The sequence below is a fragment of the Cnuibacter physcomitrellae genome, from assembly GCF_014640535.1.
GTDB classification, from domain to species: domain Bacteria; phylum Actinomycetota; class Actinomycetes; order Actinomycetales; family Microbacteriaceae; genus Cnuibacter; species Cnuibacter physcomitrellae.
The window spans coordinates 3,076,882-3,101,707 of record NZ_BMHD01000001.1 but is presented as its reverse complement, the minus strand read 5'-3'; the positions used below and the strand labels follow the sequence as shown (position 1 = coordinate 3,101,707).

The following is a 24,826-nucleotide window of genomic DNA, read 5'->3' as shown; positions in this document are numbered from 1 at the left end:
CGAGGGCGGTGGGTGCGGGTTACGCCCGCCCACCGCGCCGTCACCGCTCACACGGACACGACGCGACGCTCACGCGGCGCAACCCGCACCCCACCCCACGCGCGGCGCTTCCCACCACCGAACGGCGAGAACCCGCCACTCGGCGGGCGCTCCAGAGGCAGAATGTCGCCGCTCGACGCAAGGTCGCGCCGCTCGAGGCGCGAACGCGGGCGGAGGCGCGGGTTGCGCCCGCCCACCGCGCCGTCACCGCTCACACGGACACGACGCGACGCTCACGCGGCGCAACCCGCACCCACCCCACGCGGCGCTTCCCCACCGCCGATCCGCGAGAACCCGCCCCTCCGGGGGCGGATCTAGGGCCGGACGTCGCCGGTGGGGGTGGAGGGGGCGCGGAGGAGGGCGGCGCGGGCGCGGGCGGGGCCCGGGCGGTCGCGGAGGGACGCCGCGAGCGCGGCGAGGCGCGCGCGGGCGCCCGCGGGGAGGGCGAGCACGTCCGCGAGCGCGGCCCGCAGCTCGGAGGGGGCGGCGGCGTTCGGGTCGAGCGCCCTCGCGAGCCCGGCCTCCTCGAGGGCGGCGGCGCCGGCGAACTGGTCAGTGGAGAAGGGCAGCACCAGAAGCGGGACGCCCGCGGTCATCGCCTCGGTGACGCTGTTGTTGCCGCCGTGCGTGACGGCCGCCGCGGCCGCACCGAGCAGGGTCACCTGCGGGAGGAACTCTCGCACCAGCCACTCCTCGGGCAGGGAGCCGAGCGTCGAGACGTCCGCCGACCCCACCGCGAGCGCCACGCGGACCGCGGAGCCCGAGGAGGAGAGGTCGCGCAGAGCCTCGACGACGCGAGCGAGGACGTCGTCGCGCACCGAGAGGAAGCTCCCGAAGCTCACGTACACGATCGGGACGTCCGAGGCCGCGATCCACTCGATGACGGTGTCGACGTCGGGCCCGTTCTCCTCACGGACGGCGGAGCCCAGGAACGCGGCGGGTCCGTATGCGGCTCGTCGCCGCTCGTCCGCCAGCTCGACGGAGTAGTTCAGCAGCACGGTCTCGCCGTGCTCCTCGAAGGCGCTCGCGCTCGGCGGGGCGGACGGATCCAGCTCGGCCAGCGCCGCGTTCCACTCCGCCGTGAACGAGCGGTCGACGCGCTCGCACAGCTCACGCAGGCGGGCCAGCTCGTCCGCATCCGGGTGGAAGGCCGCGGGCCAGGCCGGCGGGAAGCCGTAGACCTCGCCGCTCCCGGGCAGCGGCAGCGCGGACGGATGCCCGAGCACGACGTCGCCGTACGGGACGCCCGCCGCGGTCAGCCCGAGCCGGGCGCTGAAGGCGAGGTGGTCGACGAGGATGCGGTCGGGCCGGAGGGCTGCGACCACCTCCTGCGTGGCCCGCGCCGCCTGCACCGGCTCCCACATCAGGTCGCTGAGGCGCGCCTCGGCCTGGAAGCGCAGCGTCTCCACCATGCCCACGCGGGTCGCGGCGAAGAACCCGCGGAGCGCGTCGTCCTCGCCCTTCGGCTGGTCCTCGGCCCGGATGACGCCGGGGTTGGACCCGCGCCCGAGCTGAAGGTGGGTGTGCTCGTAGCCGAACGATCGCACGATGCCGGTCGTCGCCGATCCGGTCGCGACGACCACCCGCTCCCCCGCGTCGCGCCACGCGGTCGCCAGGGTGGCGAGGGGCAGGAGGTGGGAGGCGTAGTCGGGGCTGATGACGAGCAGCGTCACGCGGCCGCCGCCTCGCGCGCGCGCAGGCCGACGGTGTCGTAGACGCCGGTGAGCTCCCGGGCCATGGCGCCGACGGTGAAGCTGCGCTCGACGACGCTCCGCGACTCCGCGGGCTGGCCCTGGTCGGAGGCGGCGGCGGCGAGGGCGAGCGCCTCCGACATCGACTGCTCGAGGGCCCTGGGATCCCAGGTCCGGGTGAGGATGCCCGTCCGCCCCGGCGTGACGTAGGTCGCGGGCCCGCCGCCGTCGGGGGCCACGACGAAGAGCCCCGTGGCCATCGCCTCGAGCAGCGCGATGCCGAACTCCTCCTTCACGCTCCCGCAGACGTAGACGCCGTGCGGCGCGGCCAGCCCGGGCACGCCGAAGCGCGCCGCCGCCACCCACCGCGCGACGGTGTCGTTCGGGCGGTGCCCGGGCAGCAGCAGCCCCCGCGACAGTCGCGATGCCGGCGGCACCACGGCGTCCATCAGCGCCAGCTGCTCCGACTCGTCGGCCGACGGACGCGCGAGGTCGCCGCCGATGAGCAGCAGGTTCGCGCGGTCGCGCAGCGCACCGGCGTCCCACGCCTCGACGAGCGACGCCATCCCCTTCACCCGGTGGAACCGGCCGACGCTCACCAGCAGCGGCAGGCCCCGGCGCTCGTCGGGCAGCTGCTCGAGCAGCTCCGTCAGCTCGCGCAGGGCGGGGGCCGCCGGCATCCCGGCGACGAGGTCGGCGGCCTCGCGGACGGCGCGGTCGACGACACCGAGGTCGATGCCCTCGGGGACCACGGTGTGGCGCTCCGGATGCGCGCTCATGTCAATCCCGACGAGCTCGCGCATGTCGTCGGCCAGCTGCGGGCGGGGGAAGAAGACGCTGTGGTCGGCGTCGGAGGCGAGGCGCTGCACGAGCCGGGTGCGGAACCAGAAGTGCTCCCGCGCATCCGCCTCGCCGAAGTTCTCGCGCGTGAGCCGCCCCGAGAGCTCGAGCGAGCGGATGACGGAGTGCGGGTCGGGAGCCACCGTGAACACCATCGGCACGTCGAGCTCGCGCGCGACGTCGGCGGCCGCGAGGCTGCCGACGTCGGCCATCCGCAGGTGGAGCACGTCCACGCCGCCCGCGGCACGAAGGATGCGCCGGATGCCGCGACGGGCCGCGATCCGGAGCGGCCAGGCGGTCGCACCGGGGATCGGGTTGCTGAGCAGCGGGATGCGGCCGTAGCGGTGCCCGGCCGAGGCGCCGCGGAGCTCGTCGACGCTCTCGAGCGCCTCCGACACGGAGCCCCGCGACATCGTGATCACCTGACGCACCGGCGATCCGGGCTCGGCGACCAGCGCGTCGCCGAGCCGGACCAGGAGGGTCGCGATGCCGCCGTTGTCACCGGATCCGGCGTGGCTGAGGTCGGCGTCGATGTCGGCGTGCAGGAAGAGCTGCGCGACGCGGAGGTCGTCGTGGGGCTCGGTCCGCACCGCGGAGCCGCCGTCGAGGTCGACGAGCGCGAGGCGTGCCGCATCCGCGAGGTAGTCGCCGCCGAGCGACAGGCCGCCCGCGAGGGCCCGGATGGCGGGAGCGTCCTCGTCGTTCCGGCGCTGGCCGAGAGCGGCGACGGCGGCGACGCGGACGTGGTCGTCCTCCGTCGCGTCGGCCGCCACGACGAGGAGCGACCGCGTCGCCACCCGGCCGGGGACGAGGCCCAGGGTCTCGACGAGCCGGTAGCGGGTGGCGGGATCCGCGTGGCCCAGCAGCGCGCCCTCGAGGCCCACGGCGATCGGCTCGGGCGTGACGACGGCCCACTGCTCGAGCGTGCGCTGGGCGAGCATGCCGCCGAACCCGCCCGCGGCGACCATCCGCATCAGCCGGCCGATCGCATCCGGCCGGGGGATGCGCGACCCGATCGCCCACGCGGCGTGCTCGCGCAGGAAGGCGCGCTCGCTCGACAGCAGCTTAGAGAGCGCGCGGTCCGCCTGCTCGTCGATGACCTGGGCGAGAGCGTGGGTCGCGGCGATGGCGACGAGCTGGTCCTCGTCGTCGAGGGCTGCGGTCAGCACGCGGATGGTGCGCGCCCCGGGATCGCGGTTCGCCTCGAACGCGAGGTCGTCGGACAGGCGCATCGCCTCGACGATGCTCCCCGCGTGACGCACCTCGTCCAGCGACGTCAGGATTCCCATGGCACTTCTCCTCCGGGCACACGATGGCCCGCGTGCGGCGTCCAGGATCCCGTCGCGTCGACCTGCGGCCGAGCGTATGCCGACCTCCTCCTCACCGCTCGCGGCAGAATCCCAGCAAGGGGGTTGACCTCGCCGCTCTCCGCGTGATGCCCGATCGATCGGCGCCTGCGGGGGGGTCAGTCCGCGTAGTGCTCCACGGCGGACCAGTCGATGACCGCGCCGAGGCCCGGGGCGGACGGGACCGGGAGGGTGCCATCCGCGGCGATCTGGACGGGCTCGAGGAAGAAGTCGCGGCGCTCGGGCGTCCACCCGGGCGGATCGAACGGGTACTCGAGGTAGGGGCCCGCGTCGACGCCGGCCGCGACATGGAGGTTGGCCAGCAGGCCGAGCCCGTTGCTCCAGGTGTGCGGGGTGAAGCGGCGGTGGCGCAGCTGAGCCGACTCCGCCACCTGGCGCGCCCGCAGCATCCCCACGGCGAGGACGACGTCGGGCTGGTAGACGTCGAAGGCGTCGGCCTCGACGAGCGCGATCATCTCGGGCAGGCTCCTGACCATCTCCCCGCCGGCGACCTGGATCCCCGTCTGCGCGCGGACGCGCTGCGCGCCCCGCACGTCGGTCTGCGGCAGCGGCTCCTCGAGCCACAGCACGCCGAGGTCGCGCAGCTCCGCGGCGACCCGGTGCACGGTCGCCAGCGAGAGCGCGGGCTCGACGTCGCCGGCCATCCGCCACATCTGGTTGAGGTCGACCATGAGGTCGAACCCGTCGCCGACTGCCTCGCGCGTCGCTCGCACCGCGGCGATCCCCTCGGCCAAGCGGTCTCGGGCGATCCGTATCTTGACCGCCCGGAATCCCCGCTCACGCGCAGCGAGCACCGACTCCGCGCGGTCGCCGGGCGACTTCAGCTCCCCGCTGGAGGCGTAGACCGGCAGCCGATCCCGGGCCCCACCGAACAGCACGCTCACGGGCAGTCCCGCAGTCTTGCCGACGATGTCCCAGAGCGCGGCCTCGAGCGGCCAGTACCGGCCGCCGTGGAACGTGACGGTCTCGAGCCGGCGCACCTGCTCCAGCATCCGCAGCGGGTCGGTGCCGAGGAACAGGTGCTCGTACTCCTCGAACCCCGTCATGGTGTCGCCCGAGCCGTACCCGGTGACACCCTCGTCGGTGCGCACCTCGACGAGCGTCGCGGCGAAGGACCGACGCGGATGCGGATCCCACGCGGCGAGGAACGGCGGATCGAGCGGGAGGCTCATCCGGTGCAGCCGGATCTCGGTGATCTTCATCGGGACTCCTCGGGAGACGGACTCGACGCGGCGGAGGAAGACGATGGGCACGGAGGGGTCCCCTCCGTGCCCATCGGTTCGCGAGCGTCAGCCGATCAGGCCGTTCTCGGTCAGGAAGTCGGTCGCGATGTCCTCCGGGTCCTCGCCGTCGACGTCGGCCTTGGCGTTGAGCTGCTGCATCGTCTCGGTGGTGAGCAGGTCGCTGAGCGGCTTCAGCACGTCAGCGATGGCGGGGTACTCATCGAGCGTCGACTGCTTCAGCGTGAAGGCGCCCTGGTAGACGGGGAAGAACTTCTTGTCGTCCTGCATCACGGTGAGGTCGAGGGCCGAGATCCGACCGTCTGTCTGGAACACCTCGCCGAAGTTGCAGTCGTCGCCCTTCTGCGTGGCGGTGTAGATGACGCCGGTGTCGAGCAGCGACACGTTCGAGTCGGGCACGGTGATGCCGTAGGCCGACTTGAGCCCGGGCCAGCCGTCGTCGCGGGTCGAGAACTCGCTCTCGATGCAGAAGGTCTGCTCGCTCTCCGGCAGCTTCGCGATGTCGCTGAGCTTGGTGACGCCGAGCTCCTTGGCCTTGTCGGAGCGGATGGCGAACGCGTACGTGTTGTTGAGCTCGGCCGGGTCGATCCAGGCGATGCCCTTCTCGGCATCCGCCTTCTTCACCGCGTCGAACTGCTCCTGGGCGTCCGGGATCGGGGTGGTGTTGCCGTTGTACGTGATCCACGACGTGCCGGTGTACTCCCAGTAGCCGAGGAACTCGTCGTTCTCGAGCGCCTGGCGCACGTTGGCGGAACCGACGAGCTGCGTGTTCGCCTTCGTGTCGGCGCCGTGGGCGTTGAGCAGCTGGCTGGTGAGGTGGGCGAGGATGTACTGCTCCGAGAAGTCCTTGGCGCCGATGTCTCCGGTGAGGCCGGACAGCTCGTCGCCCTGGGCGTCTCCTCCCCCGCCTCCTCCGGTGCCGGACGAGCCGGAGCAGCCGGTGAGGGCGAGCGCGCCGGCGGCGACGATGCCGGCCAGCGCGAGCACGGTGCGTGATCTCATGGTGGTTCTCCTAGGTGATGCGAGGGTGCGGTGACGGTGGGGATGCGGGTCGGGGCGCGGTCAGATGCCGCGGGGGCGGAGGAGGTCCTCGGCGACGGCGGCGAGCCAGTCGATGAGGAGGGCGATGCAGGCCACGAGGACGGCTCCGGTGACGAGCACGGGGAAGCGCTGGAGCTTGAGGCCGTTGACGATCATGTCGCCGAGGCCGCCGGCGTTGATGAAGGTGGCGATGGTCGCGACGCCCACGCAGAACACGAGCGAGGTGCGCAGTCCCGCGAGGATCACCGGGACGGCGAGCGGCAGCTCGATCCGCCGCAGCACCTGCCCGCCGGTCATGCCCATGCCGCGCGCCGACTCGGTCACGGTGGCGTCGACCTGCTGCAGGCCGATCATCGTGTTGCGGAGCACCGGGAGGAAGGCGTAGATCACGAGCGCGACGAGCGCCGTGGTGTATCCGGTCTGCCAGACGATCGCGAGCAGGATCACGACGCCGACCGCGGGCGTGGCCTGGCCGACGTTCGCGATGCCGAGGATGGTGCCGCGCAGCACCCGCGATCGGGTGCGGCTGAGCAGGATGCCGGCCGGGATCGCGAGCACGGCCACGAGCGCGGACGCCGCCACCGTGAGGCTGAGATGCTCGCCGACGCGCAGGGCGATGTAGTCCGCGTTGAGCGTGCGCTGCTCGATGCTGTCGAGCTGGATGCTCGAGAGCCAGAGCAGGAGCAGGGCGAGCACGACCACGACGATGAGCGGCGTGATGAAGCGATGCCAGACGACGAGGCGCCGGACGCGCGAGATCGGGACGGGCCTCTCGGTCTCGGCGGCGATCTCGTCGGCGACGGTGACGCTCACGACAGCCGCCCTCCGGGATGCCCGGTGGTGGGCAGCCTGCCGATGGGCACGTCGGCGCCGAGTGCCGCCGAGATCCGCTCGACGTCGAGCGACCCCACGGCCTTGCCCGCCTCGACCACGTCGAGGGCGCCGGCCCCGTGCAGCACGATGAGGTCGAGCGCATCGCGCAGCGTCGCGTCGATCGGCACCGACCAGGGCGATCCGGCGACCGGTCCCAGGTCGGCCTCGAACACCGGGATGAGCGCGAGGCGCTTGATCGCGGCGCCGGCCCCGATGAAGGAGGAGACGTACTCGTTGGCGGGCTCGGCCAGGATGGCGGCCGGGGTGTCGAACTGCTCGATGCGGCTGCGCTGGCTGAGGACGGCGATGCGATCGCCGAGCTTGATCGCCTCGTCGAAGTCGTGGGTGACGAAGACGATGGTCTTGCCGATGCTCGCCTGCAGCCGGAGGAACTCCGCCTGGAGTCGTTCGCGCGTGATCGGGTCGGTGGCGCCGAACGGCTCGTCCATGAGCATGATGGGCGGGTCGGCGGCGAGGGCGCGGGCGACCCCGACCCGCTGCTGCTGACCGCCGGAGAGCTGCCTGGGGAAGCGGGCCGAGAACTCCCGCGGATCGAGCTGCACGGTCTCGAGGAGCTCCTCGACACGCGCGGCCGTCTTCTGCTTCGACCAGCCGAGCAGCTTCGGGACGATGCCGATGTTCTCGGAGATCGTCATGTGCGGGAAGAGTCCGATCTGCTGGATCACGTAGCCGATGTGGCGACGCAGGTCGTTCGGGTTCAGCGAGAGCACGTCGCGCCCGTTGATGAGGATCGACCCCGACGTCGGCTCGATGATCCGGTTGATCATCTTCATGGTCGTGGTCTTCCCGCATCCGGAGGGGCCCACGAACATGACCAGTTCACCGGGACGGATGTCCATGGTGAAGTCCTCGACGGCGGGGGTGCTCTGCCCGGAATACACCTTTGAGACGTCACGGAGGCTGAGCGAGGCGCCGCCCGCTCCCTCGGCAGTGGTCGAGATCGCGGTGACCGCGGTGGCGGTGGAATCAGGCACGGAGCCCCCTTGAGGTGCTGTAGCGGGTGATGAGGACGAACAGGCCGTCGACGAGGAGGGCCAGGATGACGACGCCGAGCGTCCCGGTGAGCGCGTAGTTGAGGGCGTTCTTCGATCCGAGGGACGACAGGCCCTGGAAGATGAACTGCCCGAGCCCGGGGCCGGCGACGTAGGCGGCGATGGCGGCGATGCCGATCGTGAGCTGCGCGGCCACCCGGACGCCGGTGAGGATCACGGGCCAGGCGATGGGGAGCTGGATGCGGAGCAGGACGGCCAGCGGGCTCATCCCGACGCCCTTCGCCGCCTCGACGATGGCCGGCGACACCCCACGCAGTCCGACGACCGTGTTCCGCACGATCGGGAGCAGCGAGTAGAAGACGAGCGAGAACACCGTGGGTGCCCAGCCGAGCCCGAAGGCCGGGGTGATGAGCGCCAGCAGGGCGAGCGACGGGATGGTCAGAGCGACTCCCGCGGCAGCGATCACGACCGAGCGCGGGATCGGCCGGTTCCACACCAGGAGGCCGATCAGCACGCCGATGAGGGAGGCGATCGCGATGGAGAGGGCGACGACCGCGAGGTGCTCCAGCACCAGCTGCAGGATGTCATCCCAGCGACGTGACCAGAACGTCAACAGACCGTCCACATCGTCTCCTTCTCATCATCGAGGTGGTCTCCACCGTAGGGGCTCACTTGTTCACTACTCAATCGCAGTTGGCGAAATGACATCTGCGGAACGACGACCTCAGCGTTCCTGCTCCGCAGCCCACGCCGAGAGAGCGCGTACCCGTTCACGGATGCCGCGGTGGACGACGCGCAGGCGCGCGGCGGCAGGCGCCTCGCTCCCCGGCTCGGTCGCAGGCAGCACCCCGACCATCCGGGCGACGGCGTCGTCCCACGACGGATGCACGCCCGCCCCGACCGCAGCGCAGACGGCCGCGCCGATGCCTGCCGCGTCGTCGACGCGGGAGCGGCGCACGGGCAGGCCGAACGCGTCCGCGGCGAGCTGCAGCATGAGGTCGGAGTGCGCGCCCCCGCCCGTGACGACGAGCGAGGTGAACCGTCTGCCGAGCTCGTCCGCCATCGCCTCGGCGTGGTCCGCCATGGTGAACGCGATGCCCTCGAGGATGGCGCGGTGGATGTGGGCCCGCCCCTGCGAGCCGGAGAATCCCACGATCGCACCGCGGCGGGTGGGCTCGCCGGCCGTAGCGAGCCAGTCGAGCACGACGGTGACGCCCTCGCTGCCGAGCGGCAGGGACGCCGCCGCCCTCGAGAGCTCGGCCTCGAGTGCGTAGAGGTCGTCCTGCGAGGCGACGACCGCCGGGACGTCGGTCGCCGGACCGGGCGGCGGGGACTCAGTGAGCAGCGAGCGGAACCAGCTCACCGTCCACATCCCGCGCCGGATGCCCTCGCTCTCGGCGAGGTACTGACGGGGACGGGATCCGAAGTTGGTCCAGTAGGCCGAGCCGCTCTCCGGCCCGGGCGCGATCGTCATCGAGGAGATGTAGGTGCCGAGCGAGAGCAGGAGCTCGTCGCCCCGCGCCAGTCCGGCACCGAGGGCCTCCACGGCCTTGTCGTTCGCCGTGGCGTACACGGGCAGCCCGACGGGCAGACCCGTCGCCCGAGCCGCGTCGGCTGTGACCGTGCCGAGGAGACCCCCGGGCTCGACGAGCTCCGGCAGCATCCGTCTCGGCATCCCCGTCGCCTCGTAGGCGGCCGGGTCGTCCGACCAGCGCCAGGTGCGCTGGTCGATCGGCCAGACCCCCTGGAAGTTGGCGGCGGCGTCGCGGAACTCGCCGGTGAGGCGGTGGGCGACGTACCCGGACGAGGTGGAGAGACGTTCGACGCCGGGAGCCCCGTCGAATGGACGACCGACGCGGTCGTCCATCCAGCTGAGCAGCGGCTCCGCCAGCGACCCGTCGGCCCGGAGCAGCGCCCTGCAGAACCGGATCGTGCAGAGCCCGACCCCGACGATGCTGCCGTGGTCGCCGTCGAACCGCTCCAACGCGACGCGCGTCGCCGCGGCGATGGAGTCCCACACGTCATCGTCCGGATGCACGACGTGTCCGGGCGCCGGCGTCTCGTACGGGCGCAGGCCCACGCGCGCCGACGCCTTCACCGCACCGTGCTCGTCGACGACCAGCACCTTCGTCGACTGCGATCCGTTGTCGATCGCGACGACGTGCCGGGTCACGCGGACGTCCGCACCGCGGCCGCGGGACCACCGTCCTCGAGCGGGAAGATGGTGCCCGGGTTCATGATGCCGTTCGGGTCGAGCGCCGTCTTCAGCCGCTCCAGCAGCGGGTACGCGGAGCCGTGCTCCTCGAGCGTCCAGTCGGTGCGGTACTTCCCGATCCCGTGGTGGTGCACCATCGAGCCGCCGAGCCGCAGCGCCTCCTCGACGATGATCGCGTTGAGGGGCTTGTGGTACTCGGTGATCTCGTCGCGCGGGTCGACCCTGATCCAGTAGTCGTAGACGAAGTAGAGGTTGGTCCCGGTCTGGTAGCTGTGCGAGGAGTGCGCGCCCAGCATCGTCAGATCCTCCGCCCTCGGGAACTCGCTCCGCACGCGGTCCATGACCGCGTGGTAGAGCTCGTCGACGCGCGACCAGTCGACCGACACCTCGGTGGTGTAGCCGAGATGGGGGCGCTCGATCATGTCGGCGCGCTCCCTGTCGATCGCGTCCTGACCCCAGTTGAGCCGGTTGAACCACTGCTCGATGAGCTCGTCGTCGACGCGCACGTGAGGGCGCTCCGCGAAGGTCTCGAGGATGGCGTCGGCCGTCGCGTCCGCGATCCTCCTCGGCCCCTCCGCCACCAGGACGACGACGTTCTTGCCGTCCGAGAAGTGCGAGAAGTGCTGCCCGGCGTCCTCCGGCGAGTACACCCGGGCGACGCTCGGCCGGTAGCCGGCGGTGACCAGCTCGCGCAGAGCATCCACGCCGGTGGCGAAGTCGTCGACGAGGAAGCCGAAGAACCGGTAGTTCTCGGGCTGGAAGCGGAAGACCTTGATGGTGACCTCGGTGATGATGCAGAGGGCGCCCTCGTTGCCGATGACGAGATGGCGGATGTCGGGCCCTGCGGCACGGCGCGGCACGTTCTTGATCCGGGTGATCGTGCCGTCGGCGAGCACGGCCTCGAGCCCGACGACCATGTCCTCGATGCCGCCGTAGAGGGTCGAGAACTGGCCGATCGAGCGGGTGGCGGTGAGCCCGCCGTACTGGGCGAGCGGCTTCGACTGGGGCGAGTGGCCGGTGGTCAGGCCCAGGGGCCGCAGCTCGTCCTCGAGCCTCTGCAGCGGCACACCGCATCCCACGGTCACCATCATGTTCTCGGCGTCGATCGAGATGATGGAGTCGATGCGCGAGCAGTCGAGCACGATCGAGTCGGCGACGACGGTCTCGAGTCCGCCCTCGGTCGCCGTGCGACCGGTCCGCGGCACGACGGCGACGAGGTTCTCGTTCGCGAACCGGAGGACCTCGCTGACCTGCTGCGTCGACTCCGGGTAGGCGATAGCCGAGGGGAACGGGCCGTCGAAGATGCCGTGGGCGGCGGTGTACTTCTTGAAGCGGTCGACGCTCGCCTCCCGGAGGGCGGCGTCGCTGGTGTCGACCGCGTCGGCGCCGAGGAGCCCGGTGAGGGCGGCGGCGATCTCGTCACGGCTGAGCGGGGAACGGGAGGCAGGCATGGGGACTGTCCTATCGGGAGAGGGCGACGGGCGGGTGAACGGGGTGCGGCGGGCGGACGGGATGCGGCGCGGTCATCGCACGAGGTATCCGCCGTCGACGACGAGCGTGGTCCCCGTGACGTAGTCGGCCGCGCGGGACGAGAGGAAGACGAGCGCGCCCATGAGGTCGGCCGGGTCGCCCCAGCGCCCCGTGGGGATGTGCTCGAGGACCCGACGGTTCGTGTCGGGGTCGGAGCGGGTGCGCTCCGTGATGGCGGTCGCGAAGTACCCCGGCGCCAGCGCGTTGACCTGGATCCCGTGCTCGCCGAGCTCATCGGCGTAGGCCCGGGTGAACCCGGCGATCCCGGCCTTGGTGGCGGCGTAGGCCGGTGACATCCGGCCGCCGAGGAAGGAGAAGAGCGACGCGATGTTGACGATCTTCCCCGAACGCTGCGGGATCATCACCCGCGCAGCGGCGTGCGCGAACTCGAAGGCGGCCGTGAGGTTGACCGCCACCATCGGGTCCCACTCGTCCCGCCCGAAGTCCTGCACCTCGGCCAGCAGCGAGATCCCCGCCGAGTTGACCAGGATGTCGAGGCCGCCGAGGGTGTCGACGCACTGCTCGACCACCTCGTCCGCCCGTCCGGGAGTGGTGATGTCGGCCTCGACGAACGCGAAGCGCCGTCCGTGGCCGGAGACCAGCCGTTCGGTCTCCCCGTCGTCGGCGGCGAGACCGGGGACGAAGACGTCCGCTCCGGCCGCCGCCAGCGCGACGGTGAAGGCGCGCCCGAGCCCGGTGTTGCCGCCGGTGACGATCGCGCGCTTGCCCTCAAGCGAGAACCACGAGGTCGAGAAGTCCGAGATCTCCATGCTCACGCGTCCCTTCCAGCGAGGCTCGCGAACGGGTCCGCGATCCCCACGTAGGTGGTCTCGAGGTACTCGTGGATGCCCTCGGATCCGCCCTCGCGGCCGAGCCCCGACTGCTTGACGCCGCCGAACGGCGCCGCGGGGTTCGACACCACGCCGGCGTTGATGCCCAGCATGCCCGTCTCGAGCTCCTCCGCCAGGCGCAGACCGCGGTCGAGGCTGCGGGTGTAAGCGAAGCAGACGAGTCCGAACGGCGTCGCGTTGGCGAGACGGACGGCCTCCTCCTCGGTGCGGAAGGTCGTGATGGGGGCGACCGGGCCGAAGATCTCCTCGTCGAGGATGCGCGCATCCTTCGGCACGTCGACGAGGACGGTCGCGGGGTAGAAGTAGCCGGGCCCCTCGGGGGCGGTCCCGCCGAGCGCGATCCGGGCGCCGTCCTCCACCGCCCCGGAGACCAACGACGCGACCTTGTCGCGGGTCGCCGCATCGACGAGCGGACCGAGCGTCGACTGGGGCTCGGTGCCGCGGGCCGCGGTGAATCCGGCCATGCGCTCGACGAAGCGGCGCGTGAACTCGGCGGCGACGTCCTCGTGGACGAGCAGCCGGTTCGCCGCGACGCACGCCTCGCCGCCGTTCCGCATCTTGGCGAGCACGGCGCCGTCGACGGCGGCGTCGAGGTCCGCATCCTCGAACACGAGGAACGGGGCGTTGCCGCCGAGCTCCATCGACACCCTGAGCACCTGATCGGCCGAGTCGGCGATCAGCCGACGGCCCACCTCGGTCGAGCCCGTGAACGAGAGCTTGCGGAGTCGCGAGTCCTTGAGGAGGGGACCGGTGACCGCGCCGGCCCTGGTGGTCGGGATGACGTTGAGCACGCCGGGCGGCAGGCCCGCCTCCTCCAGGACCCGGGCCAGCAGGAGCGCCGTGAGCGGCGTGAGGGCCGCGGGCTTCAGCACCATCGTGCAGCCCGCCGCGATCGCCGGGGCGATCTTCCTGGTCGCCATGGCGAGGGGGAAGTTCCAGGGGGTGATGAACAGGCTCGGCCCGACGGGTCGCTGCACCACCACGAGGCGGTTCCGCCCGTCCGGGGCCGTGGAGTAGCGGCCCGCGATGCGCGGCGCCTCCTCCGAGAACCAGCGCAGGAACTCCGCGCCGTAGGCGACCTCCCCCCGCGACTCGGCGAGCGGCTTGCCCATCTCGAGCGTCATGAGCAGGGCGAACTCCTCCGCCCGCGCGGTGACCAGCTCGAACGCGCGGCGGAGGATCTCGGCCCGCTCCCGCGGGGCGGTCCGGCCCCACGAGCGCTGCGCCCGCGCGGCGGCGTCGAGCGCAGCCCTCCCATCCTCGGGGCTCGCGTCGGCGACGCGGGCGAGCACACGCTCGGTGGCGGGGTCGATCACGTCGAAGCGCGCCCCTGTCGAGGCGTCTCGCCACTCGCCGTCGAGGAACAGGCCCGTGGGGACCCGCTCGAGGAGCGCGACCTCGGCTGCTCCCGTCGTCTGCTCGATCGTCATCGGACTCCCTCCTCGACAGGGTTCAGGCGGAGCGGGGTGCCGACGAGGTCCTCGTAGAGCTGGAAAGGCGTCATCTCGCCCGCCCGGTCACCGTAGCTCGCCTTGGCCCGGCGGAAGACCTGCTCGACGAGGCCCGACAGCTCGACCGGGACGTTCACGGCCCGGGCCAGGTCGACCGAGAGGCCGAGGTCCTTGCAGGCGAGGGCGAGCGCGAATCCCTCGTCGTAGTCGCCGCGCTCGAGGATCGAGAGCACGTCGTGCTCGACGAAGTTGCTGTTCGCCGGGCTCGCGACGAGGGCGTCGCGCAGCACCCCGAGATCCACCCCGGCCTTGACGCCGACGGCGAGCACCTCGGCGGTGGCGACCAGGTGCGAGAACCAGAGCTGGTTGATCATCAGCTTCACCGCGTATCCCGCGCCGTGCCCGCCGACATGGAGGATGCGCTCCGGGTCGCCCATCGCCTCGAACACCGGGCGGAGCCGGGCGACGTCGTCGGCGTCGCCGCCGATGAAGATCTGCAGCATCCCGTTGGCCGCACCGACCGACATCCCGCTCACGGGAGCGTCGAGGATGCGGAGACCGCGGTCCGCAGCCGCGGCGCGGACGGCGTCGGCCACCTCGGGCACCGACGTCGACATGTCGATCCAGGTGCCGCCGTCGCGGATGCCGTCGAGCACGCCGTTCGGTCCGCTCACCGCATCCGCGACGTGACGCGGGGTCGGCAGCATGGTGATCACGAGGTCGCTGGCGGCCGCCACCTGCGCTGCGGTGTCGGCCCAGACCGCGCCCCCGGCGAGGAGCTCGGTCGCCGACTCGGGGCGCAGATCGGTGACGACGAGGGGGAAGCCGGCCCGCTGCAGGTTGCGCGTCATCCCGCCGCCCATGCTGCCGAGGCCGATGAATCCCACGGTGGGGCGAGGGTCGCTCATGCGCGGTCTCCAGACTCGGGGGCGGTGTAGAAGGGGTTGGACGGGCGGTCCTTCACAGCGAGCACGTCGTCGATGGCCGGGAGGCGCTCGACGCCGTTGCGGAGTGCCGTCGCGGTGGCGGTGCGATTGTTGCGGTAGACCGCGTCGGCGTCGTCGGCGCCCGGGTTCACCCAGACCGCGGCGATGATGACGTGGCTGTCGCACTCCTCGCGGGTGATCACACCGGCGGCGACCGCATCCGCGACCCCGGCGGCGACCCCCGCCTGCGCAGGACCCCAGATGTGGTTGCCGTGCTCGTCGCCGGCGGGTGCCGACTTGGTGACGAAGAGGGTGAGGGGCTTCACCGGTAGCGACGGCGCGAGCACCGCCACGAAGGGCACGTGCCCGGCGCTGGGGCTGGCGAGGGCCGTGGCCCAGGCCGTGCCCGCCGGGCCGGAGCGGGGCCCGGCCACCGTGTTGATGTGGGCGGCGTTGACGCCGTCTCCCACGAAGCTCTCGCCGATGTTCATGTCCATGCCGAGGGCACCCTCTCTTCTCTCCATCGAGCTCGTCCGTGTTGCGTGTGGACGTATCGCACTCTAGGGAGTGGAGGTGCCCTCCGGCCACTTGAGGGTGCGCAAATGACAACGTAGTGTGGGGCGATGACCGAAACTGGCTCGCCCCGCCGCAACTCGTCCGGGCTGACCCGCGACATCGAGATCCTCGAACTCCTCGGTGGCGCCGAGGCCGAGGTCTCGAACGGCATGGGCGTCGTGCGCATCGCGCAGCTCACCGGCCGCGACAAGTCTGTGGTCTCGCGCACGCTGGCGACCCTCGCCGACGCGGGACTCCTCGACCGCGACGAGAACACGCTGAGCTATCGGCTCGGGCACCGCCTCTTCGCCCTCGCCGCGATGACGATGGAGAGTCGGATGATCGGCGAGTCGCGCTTCCGCCTGCGCCGCATCGCCCAGAACGCCCGCGAGACGGCGCATCTCTGCGTGCTCCGGGGCGGCAACGTCCTGACGATCGCGAGCGAGCTGAGCCCCCACGAGTTCCGCACGACGGGGTGGGAGGGCATCACGACGGCGGCGTGGCGGACTCCGTCCGGCCGCGTGCTGCTCTCCGACTGGGACGACGAGGCCCTCGCGCAGTGGTACCAGGAGCACGGGCAGGACCAGCCGATCGTCGGCCCCATCCCGCCGCGGGGCGCCGGCTTCTCGGTCCTTCAATCGCCGCCCGGCGACAAGGCCGTGGTCACCGACCTCGCGAGCCTGCGCGCCGAGCTCGCGCGCATCCGCTCGACCGGCTACGCCCTGCTCGACGAGGAGCTCGAGCTCGGTGTCGTCGGCGCCTCGGCGCCGGTACGCGACTTCAGCGGCCGGATCGTCGCCGCCCTCAACGTCAGCGCCCCGAAGATGCGGATCGGCGACCGCCTCCCCTCGCTCGCGCGCTTCGTCGCGCAGAACGCGCAGGACCTCTCCCGCGACCTCGGCTACCGCGCCTGAGGCACCCGCGGCCGCCGCAGCGCCCGCTACCCCCGCTTCGAGTCGCGAGAAGGCGCCGCTTCGCGGCCCGAGGAGGGGCCGCTTCTCGCGACTCGACGGCCCGGGGGCAGCTTCGCGAGCAGGAACACCACGAGGAGCCGCGCCGCGGGGGCGACCGCGAGACCCCACGCGATCGAGGCGACCACATCCGTCGGGTAGTGCACGGCGTCGATGCTCAGCGACACCCCGACCACGAGGATGAGCGCCGTCCCGCCCACCACGACGGGGACCCGCCAGCGCGTCCGGCCGGCGAGGAGCACCAGCGTCACGACCAACGCCGTCGCATAGACCGTGTGGCCGCTGGGGTAGGAGGGGTCGAGCTGCACGGGATCGAAGGGATGCGGGAGGATCGCCGGGTCCGGCCGCGGACGGTCGATGATCTCCTTGAGGATCCCGGAGGGGATCCAGGTGGCGGCGATGGTCACGCCGAAGGCGAGGGCGATCCGCAGCTGCCGCGTGCACAGCCAGAGGAGGGCCGCGATGATCGTCGTCTCGATGATGGCGGGGATGGGCGAGAAGGCGGCGTAGACCGCGGAGCCCAGCGCGCCGAACAGACCCACATGGGCCTGGTTCAGCCAGGCCGAGAGGCCGGCGTCGAGCGGATGCCCGCGCAGAACGAACCCGACGACCGTGACCAGCACCACGACCACCGCCGCGAGGACGAGGATGCGACGCGGATGGGCGGATGGCTGCAGGATCGCGTCCTGCGCCGCGGCGCGGTGCCTGGGGGTCGAGGTCATTTCTGTCATCCGTCCTCGTCGGGTCGCAGCAGATCGGGGAGGGGGATCATCAGAGCACGGTCGTGCCCAGCAGGGTCCCGATCGCGAAGGTCGCCCCCAGCGCCAGCAGCCCGCCGACGACGACGCGGAGCGCGGCCTTGCCCCGCGAGCTGCCGCCGATCCACGCCGCCACGTAACCGGTCACCGCGAGCGCGACGAGGACGACGGCGAACGTGACGGGGATGCGGATCTGCTCGGACAGGAAGACGATCGTGAGCATCGGCAGGATCGCGCCCAGTGTGAAGGCCACCGCCGACGCCAGCGCGGCGTGCCACGGGCTCACCACGTCGTCCTCGTCGATGCCCAGCTCGGCCGACAGGTGGGCCGCGAGAGCATCGTGGGCGGTGAGCTCCTCGGCCACCCGGCGGGCGGTCTCCTCACTCAGCCCCTTCGCCCGGTAGAGACCCGTCAGCTCCTCGAGCTCCTGCTCGGGCATCTCCGACAGCTCACGTCGCTCCTTGGAGATGAGGGCGCGCTCGCTGTCGCGCTGGCTGCTCACCGACACGTACTCCCCCAGAGCCATCGAGATGGCTCCTCCGACCAGAGCCGCGAGCCCGGCGGTCACGATCGCGGGCACCGCCGGGGTCGCCCCGGCTACACCGACCACGACGGCCGCGACCGACACGATCCCGTCGTTCGCCCCTAGCACCCCCGCTCGCAGCCAGTTCAGCCGCTGGGCGAGCCCTTCGCGGTGCGGTTCTTCGGGATGCGACCCGTCGATGCGCTCCTGCATGCTCACACCGTAGGAAATCGGGCGCTGCCCGCGCCAGCAAGCGAAGCCACACCTCACCCCCGCCTCGACACCGAACCAGGCGGACCTCGGCGGATATCGCGGGGCTTGGGCCGATTCGGTGTCGAGGTGTCGGGTCTCCGACGAGGGCGTCGCGGCAGTTGCGGACGGCCTGAACGGCGCGCCTACCGCGCGGGCAGCGACCCGCCGTCCGGGAAGCCTCCCCCTGCTCCCCCTCCGGGGAACGTGCCGCCGGCGGGGAACGAACCGCTGCCGCCGGTCGTGCCGCCGAGCCCGGTGAGCCCCGTGCCCGAATCGGTGTCGGAGTCGTCGGAGGGGACGGCCTCGTCGAGGTCGGCGAGCACCACCTCGTCTCCCTCCGAGAGCCCCGAGGCGATCTCCGTCAGTTCGGAGCCCATGGCGCCGATCTCCACCGGGGCAGCTGTGGAGGTCCCGTCGCGAAGCACGTCGACGCTGTACTCGGTGCCCGATCGGTGGACCGCCGAGGTCGGCACGGTGAGCACCGAGTCGCCTGCGGCCACCGCCACGGTGACCGAGGCCGAGGCGCCGTTCAGGAGCGTCTTGCCTGCGTCATCGAGCGCGATCGTGACGTCGTAGCTGGGCGTGGACGAGCCGCTCGTGTCGAGGAGGCCGATCGCGCTCACGGTGCCGGACACCGTGGTGCCTGAGGAGGGCAGCTCCACCGTCGCCGTCTGGCCGACCTCGAGCTTCGCGACGTTCGTGAGCGTGACAGTGGAGGACACCGTGTAGCCGTCGTCGCCCACGACCGTGATGACGGTGTCGGTCGAGCCGGCGGACACGGTGGCGCCCGCGCTGATCGAGACCGCCGCGACCGTACCCTCGATCGGACTCGAGAGGGTGGCGAACGCGAGGTTCGCCTGCGCGATGGCGAGCTGCGCCTCCGCTGCGTCCACTGCAGCCTGGTCAGAGAGGATGGTGTCCGCGGTGATGGTGGTCGACCCTCCCGAGCTCGGGATCGAGCTCCCCGAACCGGAGGCACCGCCCGTTCCCACGGTGTCCCCGGCGGTGACGACGGCGGAGGCGAGGACCGCGACGTGCGCCGACCCGGAGGCCGCCGAGGTCGTCTCGGCGGTGGGAGCGGGAGCGGGCGTCGATGACGAGGTCGAGGCGACAGCGGACTGCAGGCTGGTCACCGCGGTGTCGAGTGCGGATGCGGCATCCAGCACGGCCTGCTGCGCGGTCGAGACCGTCTGCTGGTCGGTCTGCACGGACTGGATCGCGGCCTGGCAGGCAGCCAGCTGCGCCTGAAGAGTGGCCAAGTCCGTGCCTGTGGACGAACCACCCGTGACCGGATCCGTGGTGGACGACCCACCCGAGGCGGACGGGCCTCCGGCACCGTCGACGGCGCCGTCCGCGTCCGAATCGGCGTTCACGTCCTTTCCCGCGAGGCTCGCCTCGAGGAACGGTCGACAGGTCTCGTCCGAGGATGCGATGGTCTGCTGGGCGAGGTCGTAGGCGTCCGTCGCCGACCGGTACTGGGTGAGGAGGGTCTGCTGAGCCACCTGCACCGCTGCGACAGCGGCCTCGATGGCGGCGGTGTCGGGGGACCCTCCACCGGAGTCACCACCGCCCGAGCCCGGGCTTGCGGAGCCGGACCCCGGGGACGCCGACCCACCCGAGGGCGAACCTCCGGAAGGGGCGTCCCCCGAGGGCGCGGCGGCCCCGGCATCCGGGGACACCAGGGCTCCCGAACCCGAACCCGCCGCGCCGGACGTCGACATCGAGTCGGACGACTGCGCCTCGAGGTCGCTGTCGAGCTGCTCGTTCGCCGAGTCGACGGCGTCCTGGGCTGAGTCGATCGCCTCCTGTAGGCTCCCGGTGTCGAGGACGGCGAGCGTCTGACCCGCGGTCACGTGCTTACCGACCGACACGGCGACCGAGGAGACCGTGCCCGAGACCTGGAAGGCCATGTCCCGTCGGGTGACCGACGCCACGGTCCCGGTGAGGTCCAGCGATTCGGCCACCCTCCCGAGCGCCGCCGTCGCCGTGCGGTACGACGGCCCGGCTGCCTGCGCCAGCGAGAACGCCGTGCCGCCACCCGCCGCGCAGAGCACGGCGGTGGTGATCGCGATGGCGATCGCCTTGCGTCTCCGCACGACGCGCTTGCGTGCCGCCGACGCCTCGGGTCCGGTGGTCTCGGTCTGCTCGGTCATGCGGGGTTGCTCCAGAAGGGTCGGGGGTGGATGCGGGTGTCGGTCCGGTCAGGACGTGGAGGGAGCCGATCCACCGCCGGGGCCACCGGGGCGGCCCGCGCCGAAGCCCATGGTGCAGCTCCCGTCGGTGGGCTCCGAGACGAGGAGGGATGTCGCGGCGACCGCGCCGCTCGAGTCGGACTCGCCCTGAGCCGTCACGCACTGGCCCACGACGAGCGCGGAGGCGTCTGCGGCGCGGGTGACGGTGTAGGCCGTGCCCTCGCCGACCGTCACGTCTGTCGGCGAGGTCGTTCCCGACATGTCGGCGGCGTCGACGGTGATGGTCGTGCCCGAGACCGCGGTGACGAGTCCGGAGACGAAGCCGCCGAAGGCGCCGGGCCCCTCCCCGGATCCGTCGGGAGCCGAGGGCATGCCCGTGGGTCGGGCGCCGTCGGTCGGCAGGGCGCCGTCGGTCGGGAAGTCGGTGGGCGGGGTGCCGCCGCCGGCGCCCCCACCACCTGGCGCGCCTCCGCCGAAGCCTGCAGTGCAGGTGCCGTCGGTCGCCGCCGAGATCGCGACGGACGTGGCCGTGTCGCCGGATCCCGTCGAGGACGACGAGGACGACGAGTCGGTGGGCACTTGCCCGCTCATCACCGTCACGCAGGAGCCGACGGTCACGTCGGCGAGAGTCGCACTCACCCTCGCCGAGATCGTCGTGGACTCGGAGTACGTGACGGCGGTCTGCGACGACGCGTCCTGCACCTGGAGCGTCGTCCCGCTCAGGGCGGCGATCTCACCCGACGTCCCCCCGCCAGGGAAGCCCGAGCCTCCTCCGCCGGGCGGCGCCGAGGTGGCGGACGACGATGACGAGGACGTCGACGCCTCAGTCGCGGCGCAGGCGGCCAGGGCGAAGATGCCGGCGCAAGCGAGCAGGACGCCCGCGGAGACCGCGACGGTGCGCTTGTTCGTGATCATGGGTTGCTCCATTCGTGAGGACGAGGGAAGAGAGGAGGAGGGACGCCTACTCGCTGCGTAGGGCATCGATGGGCGCGAGCCGAGCGGCCCGGGTGGCGGGATACACGCCGAAGACGATCCCGATGGCCACCGCGACGGCGATCGACAGGCCGACCGCGGCGGGCGAGACGACGATCGACGATCCGATCACCCCGGGCAGCGCGAGGGCCGCGCCGATGCCGAGAACCGCGCCCAGCACCCCGCCCGAGAGTCCTAGGATGGCCGCCTCCACGAGGAACTGCCGGCGGATGGCCCAGGGCGGCGCGCCCAGAGCCTTGCGCAGTCCGATCTCGCGAGTGCGCTCCGTGACCGACACCAGCATGATGTTCATCACCCCGATCCCACCCACGAGGAGCGAGAGCGCGGCGATCCCGGTGAGCAGCACGGTGAGCGTCTGATAGATCGACGTCGCGGCGCCGACCAAGGCGTCCTGGCTGGAGATCGTGAAGTCGGCGTCGTCGGCGGAGGCGATCCCATGCAGGTTGAGCAGCACGGTCTGGGCCTCCTGGTACGCGGCCGACAGCTGCGTATCCGACGCCGCCTTGATGTAGATCGTCGAGACCGAGCCGCCCGACGAGCCGCCGAACAGCTGCGTGGTCGCGGTGCTCGAGGGCACGAGGGCGACGTCGTCGAGGTTCGAGGACGAGTCGGACCCTGCCGAGGCGAGCACCCCGATCACCTCGTAGTCCTGGCCGTCGATCGAGACGGACTGCCCGACGACGTACGGCGAGCCGAACAGCTCGTCGGCGGTCTCTGAGCCGAGCACCACGACGGAGGCGTTCGACGCGACGTCCTCGGCGTCGAGGAACTCGCCCGAGGCCAGCGTGCGCGAGCGCACGTCGAGCCACGACGGGCTCGTCCCCGTGACGGTGGTGGTCCAGTTCGTCCCGTTCGCCTCGAGCGAGAGGGACGTCGTCGTCTCGGCCGCTACCCCGCCGATGTCCGGCGCGTTGATGCTCGATGCCAAGGCTGTCGCATCCGCCTGGGTGAGGGATGCACCCGTCCCGAAGCCGCCGCGCACCCCCGAGCTGTCGGTGCTGGAACCGGGCGAGACGATCAGCAGGTTGCTGCCGAGCGACGAGATCTGGGCACTGACGTCCTTCTGGGTACCGAGACCCAGCCCTACGGTCATGATCACCGCCGCGATCCCGATGAGGATGCCCAGCACCGTGAGCAGCGACCGGAGCGCGTGCGACCGCACGGCCGCCCAGCTGGTGTGCAGCGTCTCCGACCAGTTCACGAGGCGAGCACCTCCGCATCCTGCAGACGACCATCACGGACGACGACCACGCGCTTGGCGCGCGCCGCCACCTCGGTCTCATGGGTGATGAGCACGATGGTGCGCCCGGCCTCGTGGAGCTCGTCGAAGAGCTCAAGCACGTCGTTCGTCGAGACCGTGTCGAGGTTCCCCGTGGGCTCGTCGGCCAGGATCATGGTGGGCTCGCCGACCAGGGCCCGGGCCACGGCGACGCGCTGCTGCTGACCGCCTGAGAGCTCGCCGGGCCGGTTGTCGAGACGGGACCCCAGGCCGACGCGATCGAGCGCGCGCGCCGCACGCGCCCGGCGGTCCGCGCGGGGGACGCGGCCGTACATGAGCGGGAGCTCGACGTTCTGCCACGCGGCCAGCGACGGGAGCAGGTTGAACTGCTGGAACACGAACCCGATGCGGCGGTTGCGCACCTCGGCGAGCTCGGCCTCGTCGAGGTCGCGGACATCGCTCCCCGCCAGGCGGTAGCTGCCGCTGGTGAGGGTGTCGAGGCAGCCCAGCACGTTCATGAGGGTGGACTTGCCCGAACCCGACGGACCCATGATCGCGACGTACTCGCCCTCGTGGATCTCGAGGTCGATGCCACGCAGCGCCTCGAACTCGATCGCGCCGGAGCGGTAGACCTTGCGGGCGTCCTGGAGCTCGATGACGGGTTCGCGAGCCGCCGTCGTCGCTTCCGGCCGCGAGGTGAGGGCCGCCATCACCGACCCCCCTGCTGTCCGCCGCCGGGGAAGGTGCCGCCGCTCGGGAACTGGCCGCCGCCCGGGAGGCTGCCGCCGTCGGGCAGGGTGCCGCCGCCGGGGAACGTGCCACCCGTACCTCCGGTGCCGCCGCCGGGGAACGTGCCACCCGTACCTCCCGTGCCCTGCCCACCGCCGCCGCTGCCCGGGGTGAAGACCGTGACCTTCACCATGTCCCCTTCGGCGAGGCCGGACGTGATCTCGACGAGGTTCCCGCTCGTCTCGCCCACCCCGACGGTCGTGACCGTCTCGGTGCCGTCGTCCGCGACCACGGTCACGGTCGACGTGCCGTCGGTCCCGGTGGTGACGGCCGCGGACGGCACGGTCAGCACGTCGGCGCGACGCTCGTAGACGATGTCGCCCGTCACGGAGACGCCGTCGAAGAGGCCATCCGGGGACCCGGTGACGTCGACGACCACCGGGTAGGCCGCGGCACCCGAGCTGGTCGAGGGCAGCAGGCCGATCGAGCCGACCGTGCCGAAGAAGCTCGTGCCGTCGTCGGTGGACAGCTCGACCTGATCGCCGACGGCGATCTCGGAGACCTCGGTCTCGCTGACCGACAGGCTCACCGTCCAGGAGTCCGTGCTGACGATCGTGAACTGGCCGGTCGAGCTCGTGGATCCGCTCGACCCCGAGGTCGTGCCCCCGGAGCCGGTCGCACCCCCCAGGCCTCCGCTCGAGGACGTGCCCGAGGCGGCAGAACCCGTCGAGCTGGATGATCCCGAGGAGCTGGATCCGGAGACGACGTCCCCCACCTCGACGCTCGCGTTCGTGACCAGTCCGGCGATCGGGGCGACGAGCGTGGTGCCGGTCGCGGCGGTCTCCGCCTCCGTCACGTCGGTCTGGGCCACGTCGACCTGTGCCTGGAACGAGGCGATCGCCGTCGCGGACGAGTCGCTGCCGTCGTCGTCCGCCTCGGCAGAGGACAGCTTCGCCTGGGCCGCCGCGAGGGTGGCCTTGGCCTCGAGCACCGCGGCGTTCGCGTGCAGGGTGTCCACGGTCGCCAGCACGTCGCCCGCGGCGACCTGCTGTCCCTCCTGCACGTTCACGGTCTGCACCGTGCCCTCGACCCCGAAGCTCACGTCCTCGGTCGTGGTGGGAGCGATCGTCCCCGAGGACGACACGGTCTTCTCCAGCGTCTCCAGGCTCGCCGCGACGGTGGTCGTGGTGGGCCGGGTCTCCGCCTGGGCGCCCGTGGTCGCCAGGACCGCCCAGGTCGTGCCCCCACCGAGGACGACGAGCGCGACCGCGCCGCCGATGATCCAGGTGCGTGGCCGCAGCGCGCGCGCTCTGCTCGCCGCCCGTCCCGCTCTCTCCCGCAGTCCCATGGTCTCCCTACTCGAACGACTCGACTCAACTCAATGAAGTTGCATCGACCGTAGGGAGGCGCCTTATGGGGATCCCTGCCCTCGCCTATGAGTGCGCGAAGAACGCCCCGGCAGCACCTGCGCCGAGAGCGCAATCGAAGGTGCCGATCATGTCGTCCCAGCTCTGGCTGGCGCCGAGAGAATCCGTCAGGATCAGTCCGCGCAGCTG

The 24,826-nt window shown here is 71.9% G+C and carries 21 protein-coding genes; 1 reads left to right on the top strand and 20 read right to left on the bottom strand.

Annotation, left to right across the window (positions count from 1 at the left end; all coding sequences use genetic code 11):
- Positions 1-353: 353 nt before the first annotated feature.
- The 13 genes from IEX69_RS14595 to fae all read right to left on the bottom strand — a co-directional run bounded on the left by IEX69_RS14595 (position 354) and on the right by fae (position 15,602).
- Positions 354-1,712 (bottom strand): nucleotide disphospho-sugar-binding domain-containing protein, encoded by a 1,359-nt coding sequence (locus IEX69_RS14595; protein ID WP_085018119.1) that lies wholly within the window; start codon positions 1,710-1,712, stop codon positions 354-356.
- Positions 1,709-3,859, bottom strand: coding sequence for a glycosyltransferase (locus tag IEX69_RS14590; RefSeq protein WP_085018117.1), 2,151 nt, complete (start codon positions 3,857-3,859; stop codon positions 1,709-1,711). Before IEX69_RS14590 ends, IEX69_RS14595 begins: the two co-directional genes overlap by 4 nt.
- A 176-nt stretch (positions 3,860-4,035) precedes the next feature.
- Positions 4,036-5,139: a mandelate racemase/muconate lactonizing enzyme family protein gene (locus IEX69_RS14585; protein ID WP_085021293.1), complete on the bottom strand. Its 1,104-nt coding sequence runs from the start codon at positions 5,137-5,139 to the stop codon at positions 4,036-4,038.
- Between the two features lie 87 nt (positions 5,140-5,226).
- The gene (locus IEX69_RS14580; RefSeq protein WP_085018116.1) at positions 5,227-6,180 is read right to left on the bottom strand and encodes a glycine betaine ABC transporter substrate-binding protein; all 954 of its coding nucleotides are present in this window, start codon (positions 6,178-6,180) and stop codon (positions 5,227-5,229) included.
- 60 nt (positions 6,181-6,240) lie between these two features.
- The gene (locus tag IEX69_RS14575) at positions 6,241-7,032 is read right to left on the bottom strand and encodes an ABC transporter permease (protein WP_308420505.1); all 792 of its coding nucleotides are present in this window, start codon (positions 7,030-7,032) and stop codon (positions 6,241-6,243) included.
- Positions 7,029-8,087: an ABC transporter ATP-binding protein gene (locus tag IEX69_RS14570; protein WP_373284472.1), complete on the bottom strand. Its 1,059-nt coding sequence runs from the start codon at positions 8,085-8,087 to the stop codon at positions 7,029-7,031. The genes IEX69_RS14575 and IEX69_RS14570 overlap by 4 nt, the downstream gene beginning before the upstream one ends.
- A complete protein-coding gene (locus IEX69_RS14565; protein ID WP_157127069.1) occupies positions 8,080-8,730 on the bottom strand; it encodes an ABC transporter permease in 651 nt (216 codons plus the stop codon). Before IEX69_RS14565 ends, IEX69_RS14570 begins: the two co-directional genes overlap by 8 nt.
- Positions 8,731-8,829: 99 nt before the next feature.
- On the bottom strand, positions 8,830-10,278 hold the full coding sequence (locus IEX69_RS14560) for an FGGY-family carbohydrate kinase (protein WP_085018114.1): 1,449 nt from the start codon (positions 10,276-10,278) through the stop codon (positions 8,830-8,832).
- Positions 10,275-11,771: an FAD-binding oxidoreductase gene (locus IEX69_RS14555; protein ID WP_085018113.1), complete on the bottom strand. Its 1,497-nt coding sequence runs from the start codon at positions 11,769-11,771 to the stop codon at positions 10,275-10,277. The genes IEX69_RS14560 and IEX69_RS14555 overlap by 4 nt, the downstream gene beginning before the upstream one ends.
- 72 nt (positions 11,772-11,843) lie before the next feature.
- On the bottom strand, positions 11,844-12,620 hold the full coding sequence (locus tag IEX69_RS14550) for an SDR family oxidoreductase (RefSeq protein ID WP_085018111.1): 777 nt from the start codon (positions 12,618-12,620) through the stop codon (positions 11,844-11,846).
- A 2-nt stretch (positions 12,621-12,622) separates the two neighbouring features.
- Positions 12,623-14,131 (bottom strand): NAD-dependent succinate-semialdehyde dehydrogenase, encoded by a 1,509-nt coding sequence (locus IEX69_RS14545; protein ID WP_085018109.1) that lies wholly within the window; start codon positions 14,129-14,131, stop codon positions 12,623-12,625.
- The gene (locus IEX69_RS14540) at positions 14,128-15,060 is read right to left on the bottom strand and encodes an NAD(P)-dependent oxidoreductase (RefSeq protein WP_085018108.1); all 933 of its coding nucleotides are present in this window, start codon (positions 15,058-15,060) and stop codon (positions 14,128-14,130) included. The genes IEX69_RS14545 and IEX69_RS14540 overlap by 4 nt, the downstream gene beginning before the upstream one ends.
- Positions 15,057-15,602 (bottom strand): formaldehyde-activating enzyme, encoded by a 546-nt coding sequence (fae, locus tag IEX69_RS14535; protein ID WP_085018106.1) that lies wholly within the window; start codon positions 15,600-15,602, stop codon positions 15,057-15,059. Before fae ends, IEX69_RS14540 begins: the two co-directional genes overlap by 4 nt.
- A gap of 99 nt (positions 15,603-15,701) precedes the next feature.
- On the opposite strand from fae, the gene IEX69_RS14530 reads away from it, so the two are divergent.
- A complete protein-coding gene (locus IEX69_RS14530) occupies positions 15,702-16,547 on the top strand; it encodes an IclR family transcriptional regulator (RefSeq protein WP_085018104.1) in 846 nt (281 codons plus the stop codon).
- A 26-nt stretch (positions 16,548-16,573) separates the two neighbouring features.
- Here IEX69_RS14530 and IEX69_RS14525 read toward each other — a convergent pair whose 3' ends face one another.
- The 7 genes from IEX69_RS14525 to IEX69_RS14495 form a co-directional block, all read right to left on the bottom strand.
- Complete coding sequence (locus IEX69_RS14525) at positions 16,574-17,326, bottom strand: phosphatase PAP2 family protein (protein ID WP_174604383.1); 753 nt, start codon at positions 17,324-17,326, stop codon at positions 16,574-16,576.
- Between the two features lie 49 nt (positions 17,327-17,375).
- The gene (locus IEX69_RS14520; protein ID WP_085021289.1) at positions 17,376-18,098 is read right to left on the bottom strand and encodes a VIT1/CCC1 transporter family protein; all 723 of its coding nucleotides are present in this window, start codon (positions 18,096-18,098) and stop codon (positions 17,376-17,378) included.
- Between the two features lie 182 nt (positions 18,099-18,280).
- On the bottom strand, positions 18,281-20,290 hold the full coding sequence (locus tag IEX69_RS14515) for an efflux RND transporter periplasmic adaptor subunit (RefSeq protein ID WP_085018100.1): 2,010 nt from the start codon (positions 20,288-20,290) through the stop codon (positions 18,281-18,283).
- 48 nt (positions 20,291-20,338) lie between these two features.
- Positions 20,339-21,244, bottom strand: a complete 906-nt coding sequence (locus IEX69_RS14510; protein WP_085018098.1) for a DUF5666 domain-containing protein — start codon at positions 21,242-21,244, stop codon at positions 20,339-20,341.
- 46 nt (positions 21,245-21,290) lie between these two features.
- A complete protein-coding gene (locus tag IEX69_RS14505; RefSeq protein WP_085018096.1) occupies positions 21,291-22,523 on the bottom strand; it encodes an ABC transporter permease in 1,233 nt (410 codons plus the stop codon).
- The gene (locus IEX69_RS14500; RefSeq protein ID WP_085018095.1) at positions 22,520-23,251 is read right to left on the bottom strand and encodes an ABC transporter ATP-binding protein; all 732 of its coding nucleotides are present in this window, start codon (positions 23,249-23,251) and stop codon (positions 22,520-22,522) included. Before IEX69_RS14500 ends, IEX69_RS14505 begins: the two co-directional genes overlap by 4 nt.
- Entirely contained in the window at positions 23,251-24,618 is a 1,368-nt protein-coding gene (locus IEX69_RS14495; protein ID WP_085018092.1) for an efflux RND transporter periplasmic adaptor subunit, read from the bottom strand. Before IEX69_RS14495 ends, IEX69_RS14500 begins: the two co-directional genes overlap by 1 nt.
- Positions 24,619-24,826: the final 208 nt, after the last annotated feature.

Bases quoted from the DNA above. Each gene is read 5' to 3' on its own strand.
- IEX69_RS14590 (WP_085018117.1), bottom strand. From the start codon at position 3,859: ATGGGAATCCTGACGTCGCTGGACGAGGTGCGTCACGCGGGGAGCATC.
- IEX69_RS14585 (WP_085021293.1), bottom strand. From the start codon at position 5,139: ATGAAGATCACCGAGATCCGGCTGCACCGGATGAGCCTCCCGCTCGAT.
- IEX69_RS14580 (WP_085018116.1), bottom strand. From the start codon at position 6,180: ATGAGATCACGCACCGTGCTCGCGCTGGCCGGCATCGTCGCCGCCGGC.
- IEX69_RS14555 (WP_085018113.1), bottom strand. From the start codon at position 11,771: ATGCCTGCCTCCCGTTCCCCGCTCAGCCGTGACGAGATCGCCGCCGCC.
- IEX69_RS14550 (WP_085018111.1), bottom strand. From the start codon at position 12,620: ATGGAGATCTCGGACTTCTCGACCTCGTGGTTCTCGCTTGAGGGCAAG.
- IEX69_RS14545 (WP_085018109.1), bottom strand. From the start codon at position 14,131: ATGACGATCGAGCAGACGACGGGAGCAGCCGAGGTCGCGCTCCTCGAG.
- IEX69_RS14540 (WP_085018108.1), bottom strand. From the start codon at position 15,060: ATGAGCGACCCTCGCCCCACCGTGGGATTCATCGGCCTCGGCAGCATG.
- fae (WP_085018106.1), bottom strand. From the start codon at position 15,602: ATGGAGAGAAGAGAGGGTGCCCTCGGCATGGACATGAACATCGGCGAG.
- IEX69_RS14530 (WP_085018104.1), top strand. From the start codon at position 15,702: ATGACCGAAACTGGCTCGCCCCGCCGCAACTCGTCCGGGCTGACCCGC.
- IEX69_RS14525 (WP_174604383.1), bottom strand. From the start codon at position 17,326: ATGACCTCGACCCCCAGGCACCGCGCCGCGGCGCAGGACGCGATCCTG.
- IEX69_RS14520 (WP_085021289.1), bottom strand. From the start codon at position 18,098: ATGCAGGAGCGCATCGACGGGTCGCATCCCGAAGAACCGCACCGCGAA.
- IEX69_RS14515 (WP_085018100.1), bottom strand. From the start codon at position 20,290: ATGACCGAGCAGACCGAGACCACCGGACCCGAGGCGTCGGCGGCACGC.
- IEX69_RS14510 (WP_085018098.1), bottom strand. From the start codon at position 21,244: ATGATCACGAACAAGCGCACCGTCGCGGTCTCCGCGGGCGTCCTGCTC.
- IEX69_RS14500 (WP_085018095.1), bottom strand. From the start codon at position 23,251: ATGGCGGCCCTCACCTCGCGGCCGGAAGCGACGACGGCGGCTCGCGAA.
- IEX69_RS14495 (WP_085018092.1), bottom strand. From the start codon at position 24,618: ATGGGACTGCGGGAGAGAGCGGGACGGGCGGCGAGCAGAGCGCGCGCG.